The 7,633-nt window shown below is 71.1% G+C and carries 7 protein-coding genes; 3 read left to right on the top strand and 4 right to left on the bottom strand.

The window, feature by feature from the left end:
* A partial coding sequence (locus tag BMG07_RS38640; protein WP_269759831.1) for an MFS transporter occupies positions 1-428 on the bottom strand: 428 nt, incomplete at its 3' end.
* 146 nt (positions 429-574) lie between these two features.
* Between BMG07_RS38640 and BMG07_RS38635 the strand changes: the two genes are divergently transcribed.
* Positions 575-1,978: a PLP-dependent aminotransferase family protein gene (locus BMG07_RS38635; protein WP_269759830.1), complete on the top strand. Its 1,404-nt coding sequence runs from the start codon at positions 575-577 to the stop codon at positions 1,976-1,978.
* Between the two features lie 136 nt (positions 1,979-2,114).
* On the top strand, positions 2,115-3,203 hold the full coding sequence (locus BMG07_RS38630) for a catalase family protein (RefSeq protein WP_198088915.1): 1,089 nt from the start codon (positions 2,115-2,117) through the stop codon (positions 3,201-3,203).
* A gap of 21 nt (positions 3,204-3,224) precedes the next feature.
* Here BMG07_RS38630 and BMG07_RS38625 read toward each other — a convergent pair whose 3' ends face one another.
* Positions 3,225-4,280, bottom strand: a complete 1,056-nt coding sequence (locus tag BMG07_RS38625) for a sugar phosphate isomerase/epimerase (protein WP_198088914.1) — start codon at positions 4,278-4,280, stop codon at positions 3,225-3,227.
* 140 nt (positions 4,281-4,420) lie between these two features.
* Between BMG07_RS38625 and BMG07_RS38620 the strand changes: the two genes are divergently transcribed.
* A complete protein-coding gene (locus tag BMG07_RS38620; protein WP_198088913.1) occupies positions 4,421-5,305 on the top strand; it encodes a gamma-glutamyl-gamma-aminobutyrate hydrolase family protein in 885 nt (294 codons plus the stop codon).
* 18 nt (positions 5,306-5,323) lie between these two features.
* Here the strand turns inward: BMG07_RS38620 and BMG07_RS38615 are convergent, their stop codons facing one another.
* Complete coding sequence (locus BMG07_RS38615; RefSeq protein ID WP_198088912.1) at positions 5,324-6,970, bottom strand: acyl-CoA dehydrogenase family protein; 1,647 nt, start codon at positions 6,968-6,970, stop codon at positions 5,324-5,326.
* Between the two features lie 38 nt (positions 6,971-7,008).
* Positions 7,009-7,633 (bottom strand): acyl-CoA thioesterase domain-containing protein (locus tag BMG07_RS38610; RefSeq protein ID WP_198088911.1); only part of this gene is annotated, 625 nt, incomplete at its 5' end.

Below are 7,633 nucleotides of genomic sequence, written 5' to 3'. Positions count from 1 at the left end.
CACGCGCCCAGCGGCACGCCGAGTGCCACCGCCACGGTGCCGCCGCCGCTCACGATCGCCAGCGCCCGGCCGCGCAGCGCGGGCGACACCATCGCCGCCGCCACGGCGCTTGCGGTCGGCAAGAACACGCCGGCCACCAGCCCCAGCGCAATGCGCGCCAGTGCCAGCTGCGTGAAGCCGTGCGCCATCGACGCCGCCAGCGTGAGCGCGGAAAACGTCGCCAGGCTCGCGATCAGCAGCGGCCGGCGGCCGAAGCGCGCGAACAGCGCGGCCATCAGCGGCGAGCCGATCGCATAGCTCAGCGCGAACAGCAGCACCAGTTGGCCGGCCCGCGTGGGGCTGACCCGCAGGTCGGCCGCCAGCACCGGCAGCAGCCCCGCGACCATGAAGCTTTCGGTGCCGATGGCGAAGGCGCCAGTGCGAGCCAACCCAGGCTCAGGGGCAGGCGTTCGGGCGGTTGCGATGTCGAAAGAAGCGCCGTGTCGTTCATGAAGGACTCCGTGGAAGCAGTGTTCAAGGACTTCAGAATAGGCTTGCAATTGGCTCCTTCAAAGAACCACAATCGGCGAAGTTCATGGAGCCACTTTTCGAACTCGCCATCCGCCTGCCGGGCGCCGGTTCGCGCGACCTGCTGCGCGAGCTGCACCGCCAGCTGCGCGCCGCCATCCTCGACGGCCGGCTGCAGCCCGGCGCGCGCCTGCCCGCCACGCGCGCGCTGGCGCAGCGGCTCGGCGTGTCGCGCAACACCATGCTCGCTGCCTACGACCTGCTGCTGAGCGAGGGCTACCTGCTCGCGCGCCCCGGCGCCGGCACCTACGTGGCCGACACGCTGCCCGCCTCCCGGCGCGGCCGCGCCACCAAGAGCACGACAGCCAGGCGCGACCCCCGGCTGGTGCCGCTCCACGTGCCCGGCGCCGACCTCGGTCCCACGCTGCAGCCGCAACCGTCGCGCGACGACTTCCGCGTCGGGCTGCCCGACGTGAGCGCCTTCCCCTTCGACATCTGGCGCCGCCTGTCCGACCGGGCGCTGCGCCACGTCGCGCGGCAGACCGCCGACTACGCCGACCCGCAGGGCCAGGCCGCGCTGCGCGAAGCCATTGCCAGGCACGTGTCGTTCACGCGCGCCGTCGGCTGCACCGCCGACGACATCGTGGTCACGGCCGGCGCGCAGCAGGCCTTCGGGCTGCTCGCGCGCATCCTCGTCGTGCCGGGGCGCACCGTGGTCGCGGTCGAGCAGCTGTTCTACCCGTCGCTGCGCGAGGCGATGCTGGCCGCGGGCGCGAAAGTGGTCACCGTGCCGACCGACACCGAGGGCCTGTGCGTCGAGCGCATTCCGCCCGAGGCGCGCGTGGTCTGCGTGACGCCGTCGCACCAGTTCCCCACCGGCGTCGCGATGTCGCCGCCGCGCCGCGCCGCCTTGCTGGCCTTCGCGCGGGCGCGCAACGCGGTCGTCATCGAGGACGACTACGACAGCGAATTCCGCTTCGCCGGCCGCCCGCTCGACGCGCTGCAGACGCTGGACCGCGCCGAGTCGGTCTTCTACGTCGGCACCTTTTCCAAGAGCCTGTTTCCCGCGCTGCGCCTGGGCTTCGTGGTCGCGCCGCCGTGGGCCCGCGCGGCGCTGGTGCGGGCGCGCGAACTGGCCGACTGGCACGGCCCGGTGCTGGGGCAGGAGGCGCTCGCGGCCTTCATCGCCGAAGGGCACCTGGCGCGGCACATCCGCAAGATGCGCAAGCTGTACGGGGCGCGCCGCACCGCGCTGCTCGACGCGCTGGCGCGGCATGGCGCGGGGCGCTCGAGGCGATTCCCTCCGACGCCGGGCTGCACCTGTCGGCGTGGCTGCGCGGCGACACGCGCGCCGACACCGTGGTCGAGCGCGCCGCCGCGGCCGGCATCACCTTGCCGCCGCTGTCGCGCTTTGCGCTCGATGCGCACGCGCCGGGCGTGCCCAACGGGCTCGCGTTCGGCTACGGGCTGATCGGCGAGGCGCAGATCGACGGGGCGGTCCGGCGGCTGGTGCAACTGCTCTGAGCCCGCCCGCGCAGGCGTTCGAGCGCACGCTTTGGCGTTGCGCTCCTACAGCCGGCCCGGGTGCCGCTGCGCTCAATCGCGGCATGAACACGACGACCGCACTCCTCTGCACGGCCCCGGTGCGCTACGACCCCGCCGTGGAAACCTTCCGCGACGACGAGGCGCAGACGCAGACCGACCTCGTGGCCACGCTCGTCGACATGCAAAAGACCATGGCCGACCACACCGGCCATGCAATGCGCGCGGTGCACGCCAAGAGCCACGGCCTGCTGCTCGGCGAACTGCGTGTGCTCGACGGCCTGCCCGAGCCGTTGGCGCAGGGGCTCTTCGCATCGCCACGCCGCTATCTGGTGGTCATGCGCCTGTCGACGCCGCCTGCCGAGGTGCTCGACGACCGCGTCTCGCTGCCGCGCGGCATGGCGCTGAAGGTGCTGGACGTCGAAGGTCCGCGCGTCGAGGGTGCTGAAGGCGGCACCACGCAAGACTTCCTGTTCGTCGACGGCCCGGTGTTTCCCTCGCCCGACGCCAAGGGCTTCCTGCGCAGCCTGAAGCTGCTCGCCGGCACCACCGACCGGGCGCCGAACGCCAAGCGCGTGCTGTCGGGCGTGTTGCAGGGCGTGGAAAAGGCGGTCGAGACCTTCGGCGGCCAAAGCGGCACGCTGATCGCGCTGGGCGGCCACCCCGAAACGCATCCGCTGGGCGCCACCTTCTTCACGCAGGTGCCGATGCGCTACGGCATCTACATCGCCAAGCTGCAGTTGGCGCCCGTGTCGCCCGCCTTGCTGGCACTGGAGAACGCCCCGCTCGACCTCGCCGGCAAGCCCGACGGCACGCGCGAGGCGGTGGCCGATTTCATCCGTGCGAACCCCGCCGTGTGGGAGTTGCGCGCGCAATTGTGCGTGGACCTGGAGCGCATGCCCGTGGAAGACGCCTCGGTCGAATGGCCGCAGGCGCTGAGCCCCTTCGTCCCCGTCGCGCGCATCACCGCCGACCCGCAGGACGGCTGGAGCGAGGCGCTGGCACGCGAGATCGACGACGGCATGGCCTTCAACCCCTGGCACGCGCTGGCCGCGCACCGGCCGCTGGGCCACGTGATGCGCGCGCGCAAGGCTGCCTACGCCGCATCGTCAGGCTATCGCGGCGAGCGCAACGGCTGCCCGCTGCATCGCTGAGCGGCGCTGCCGATGCCGGCCTCAGCCCAGGCCCAGCATCCGCCGGTTGGCCGCCACATCCACCCCACCCGCCGCAAAGTCGTCGAACGCCCGGTCCGCCACCCGAATGATGTGGTCCGCAATGAACGTCGCGCCCTCGCGCGCGCCGTCTTCCGGGTGCTTGATGCAGCACTCCCACTCCAGCACGGCCCAGCCCGGGAAGTCGTACTGCGCCATCTTCGAGAAAATCGCCTTGAAGTCGACCTGCCCGTCGCCCAGCGAGCGGAAGCGCCCGGCGCGGTTGATCCAGCTCTGGAAGCCGCCGTACACGCCCTGCTTGCCGGTCGGGTTGAACTCGGCGTCCTTCACGTGAAAGATCTTGATGCGCTCGTGGTAGTGGTCGATGTAGGCTAGGTAGTCGAGCTGCTGCAGCATGAAATGGCTCGGGTCGTACAGCAGGCAGGCGCGCGGGTGGTTGTTCACGCGCTCCAGGAACATCTCGTAGCTCACGCCGTCGTGCAGGTCTTCGCCGGGGTGGATTTCGTAGCCCACGTCCACGCCCACGGCGTCGAAGGCATCGAGGATGGGCCGCCAGCGGCGCGCGAGTTCGTCAAAGGCTTCCTCGATCAGGCCCGGCGGGCGCGGCGGCCACGAGTACAGGTACGGCCAGGCCAACGCGCCCGAGAAGGTCGCGTGCGCCGTGAGCCCCAGGTGGGCCGATGCCCTGGCCGCAAAGTGCAGCTGCTCCACCGCCCACTGCTGGCGCCGCACCGGGTCGCCGCGCACCTCGGGCGCCGCGAAGCCGTCGAAGCCCGCGTCGTAGGCCGGGTGCACCGCCACCAGCTGGCCCTGCAAGTGGGTCGAAAGCTCGGTGATCTCCAGGCCGTGCCTTGCCAGCGTGCCCTTCACCTCGTCGCAGTAGGTCTTGCTCTCGGCGGCGCGCTGAAGGTCGAACAGGCGCGCGTCCCAGCTGGGGATCTGCACGCCCTTGTAGCCGAGGCCGGCGGCCCAGCCCGCGATGCCGTCGAGCGTGTTGAACGGGGCCGTGTCCCCCGCGAACTGCGCGAGAAAAATGGCCGGACCCTTGATCGTCTTCATTGGCTTGTCTTCCTTATTCGTTGGGGCAGCGTTGAAAGCATACTTGGCGTGTCGTCCGACCCCGTGCGAGAGGCCAACGAGCCACAATGGATTTTCCTTTTCGCATCCCTCGCTCGGTTCGCACCGTCGGCAGTCCCGCGATGACACAACCTGTTTCCGCCCGGCTCAAGATCGGCCTGTCCGCCTGCTTCTCGCATGCCGACCCGGCCCGTTCGCTCTTCACCAACAAGACGCTGCAGTACGTCGAGCAATCGATCGCGCACTGGCTCATGTCCGCCGGCGCCATGGTGGTGATGGTGCCCTGCCCCACCGGCGAAACCGCGCGCGGCGACACCAAGCTGTCGCACTATGCCGAGTGGCTCGACGGCGTGGTCATGCACGGCGGCGCCGACGTGTGGCCCGGCAGCTACGGCGAGGTGCCGCTCAAGGACGCGTGGATCGGCGACCGCATCCGCGACCTCTACGACCTGGCGCTGGTCGAAGCCTTCGAGGAGGCCGGTAAGCCCATTTTCGGCGTGTGCCGCGGGCTGCAGCTCATCAACGTGGCCTTCGGCGGTACGCTCTACCAGGACATCGAGGCGCAGCACGCGGGCGGCCTGCGCCACCGCGACCCGGTGACCTACGACCAGAACTTCCACCAGATCGAGGTGGTGCAGGGCACGCGCCTGTCCAAGCTCTTCCCCGACCTGAAGACCGCGCGCGTGAACAGCATCCACCACCAGGGCGTGAAGGACATCGCGCCCGGCTTCGACATCGAGGCCTGGAGCCTGCCCGACCGCGTGCCCGAGGCCATTCGCCGCCGGCCCGACCGGGGCCGCAGCTACATCGCCGCGACCCAGTGGCACCCCGAGTTCCACAAGTACGGCAGCACCGAGACGGTCGACGACTCGCCCATCCTCCACGACTTTCTCTGGGCCTGCGCCACCGCCCGCGTGGCGCCGCGCACGAGCACCATGCGCGGCATGCCGGGGCGCATCCGCAACCGCGCCGCGCGCCTCTTGCGGCAGGCGCTGCTGCGGCGCTGAGACCGCACGCTCTTCGCTTCAGCGCCAGGCCGCGCGCAGCAGCGCGGCCGGGTCGCTGGTGCCGGAACTGATGCCGGTCACCGGGCCCCAATCGCGATCGAAGCGGCTCGACAGGAAGGCGGCCGAGGTTTCTGCACTGGCGTGCTCCAGCATCAGGCAGGCTTGCGTCGCCAGCACCAGCCGCTGTGTGAAGCGGCGCGCCTGCCGCTCCAGCTCCAGCGGCGGCAGCTGGGTCATCCTGCGCACCGCCTGCAGTTCGTCCTGCAGACGGGGCTCGCCGGTGGCGATGTCCTGCAGCTGGTCGAGCACCAGTTGTACGTCGCCGGGGTTGCGCGACACGGCGCGCAGGACGTCCAGGCACATCACGTTGCCCGAGCCTTCCCAGATCGAGTTGACGGGCGCCTCGCGGAACAGCCGCCCCATCGGGCCGTCTTCCACGTAGCCGTTGCCGCCGAACACCTCCATCGCCTCGCCCGTGAGCGCCACCGCGCGCTTGCAGTTCCAGAACTTCGCGGCGGGCGTGAGCAGGCGGCGCCACGCCGTGTCCAGCGGCGCGTCGGAGCCGAAGCGCGAGGCCAGCCCCATCGCCAGCAAGGTGGCGCTCTCGGACTCGAGCGCCATGTCGGCCAGCAGCTCGGTCATCACCGGCTGCTCGGCCAGCGCCTTGCCGAAGGCGAAACGGTTGCGCGTGTAGTGCAGCGCCTGCGCGAAGGCATGGCGCATGAAGCCGGCGCTGGAGAGCGCGCAGTCCAGCCGCGTCACCGTGGCCATCTCGATGATGGTCGGAATGCCCCGGCCCTCGTCGCCCACCCGCACGCCCCAGGCCTCGTCGAACTCGACCTCGCTGCTCGCGTTGGAGCGGTTGCCGACCTTGTCCTTCAGCCGCTGGATGCGGATCGGGTTCTTCGTGCCGTCGGGCCGCCAACGCGGCACGAAGAAGCACGACGAGCCGTGCGCGTCGGTCTTGGCCAGCACCAGGTGGCCGTCGCACATCGGCGCCGAGAAGAACCACTTGTGGCCGGTGATCAAAAACTCGTCGCCCCACGGGCCGCTGCCCGCGGGCACGGCGCGCGTGGTGTTGGTGCGCACGTCGCTGCCGCCCTGCTTCTCGGTCATGCCCATGCCGACGGTCATCGAGGTCTTGCCCGCGAGCGGAATGTCGCGGGGGTCGTGTTCGTTCGACGCGAGCTTCTCGCACAGGTCGGCATACAGCGCGGCATTGCGGCGCATGACCGGGATGCAGGCCTTGGTCATGATGGTCGGGCAGGTCGAGCCCGACTCGATCTGGCTGTGCATGTGCAGCGACGCGCCGTAGCCCACCCAGGCCGAGGGCCGCTCGTCGAAGAACGGCAGGTTGGCCATGCCGTTGCGCCGCGCGATGGCCATCATGGTGTGCCAGGCGGGGTGGAACTTCACCTGGTCGATGCGTTCGCCGGTGCGCGAGTGGGTGTGCAGCTCGGGCTCGTGGCGGTTGGCGTCCTCGGCGGCGCGCAGCGTGGCCTCTGCGCCGTATTCCGCGCCCTGGCGCACCAGCTCCTCGTCGCGCCACGCGGCACCGCCGCGCGCGACCGCGCCCCGCAGCACGGGGTCGCTGGTGTAGACGTTGTAGTCCTTGAGCTCGGGGGCCTGGTTGTCGGGGTGGAGGCCGATGGTCGGTGTGGTCATGATGGGCTCGCGGTGTCGTTCGAGGTTCGATTCGGGGTTCAGGAGGCGGCGCGTTCGCGCAGCACCAGCGTCTGGGTGGCCAGTCCGACCGGGCCGCGCTCGTCGTAGAGGTGGGACACGGTCAGCCCCGCGCCGTGGCCGTGCGCCTCGGTGACGGAGCGCAGGCCGATCCACTCGCCCTCGGGCGCGCGGAACAGGTTCAGGCTCATGTCGGCGTTGGTGAACAGGAAGCGCTCGGCCGGCAGCACCCAGCTCAGGCCGTTGCCGAAGTCGGCCGCCGCTGCCGTGCGCATGGCGGGCGAGTTGGCCGTGCCGGCCACCAGCGGCACCGCCAGCCGGAACCAGGCGCCGCAGGGGCCGGGCTGCGTCGAGTCGCCTTCGGCCACGCGCGACTCCACGGCGCTGCCGTAGAACGACACGCCGTCGGGCAGGCCCGGAATGCGCACGCGCTCGTTGCAGTCGCGCGGCAATGGCCGCAGCTGCTGTTGCGGCCAGCCCTGCAGGCCCGCCGGCAGCGCCAGCGCGTTGCCGGCCAGCAGCAGCGCATGCGCCCGCGCCACCACCACGTCGCCCGCCAGCAGGTCGATGCCCACGCGCACCGTGGCGCGCGACGACTGCACCTGCGTGCGCGTGACCAGCGGCGCCACCGGCACCGGCTTCACG

The organism is Variovorax sp. E3 (assembly GCF_016082275.1).
In the GTDB taxonomy this organism is placed as follows: domain Bacteria; phylum Pseudomonadota; class Gammaproteobacteria; order Burkholderiales; family Burkholderiaceae_C; genus Variovorax.
Note: the sequence above shows the minus strand (reverse complement) of the source record. Positions and strands in the feature narration are given on the sequence as shown.

Bases quoted from the DNA above. Each gene is read 5' to 3' on its own strand.
- BMG07_RS38635 (WP_269759830.1), top strand. From the start codon at position 575: ATGGAGCCACTTTTCGAACTCGCCATCCGCCTGCCGGGCGCCGGTTCG.
- BMG07_RS38630 (WP_198088915.1), top strand. From the start codon at position 2,115: ATGAACACGACGACCGCACTCCTCTGCACGGCCCCGGTGCGCTACGAC.
- BMG07_RS38625 (WP_198088914.1), bottom strand. From the start codon at position 4,280: ATGAAGACGATCAAGGGTCCGGCCATTTTTCTCGCGCAGTTCGCGGGG.
- BMG07_RS38620 (WP_198088913.1), top strand. From the start codon at position 4,421: ATGACACAACCTGTTTCCGCCCGGCTCAAGATCGGCCTGTCCGCCTGC.
- BMG07_RS38615 (WP_198088912.1), bottom strand. From the start codon at position 6,970: ATGACCACACCGACCATCGGCCTCCACCCCGACAACCAGGCCCCCGAG.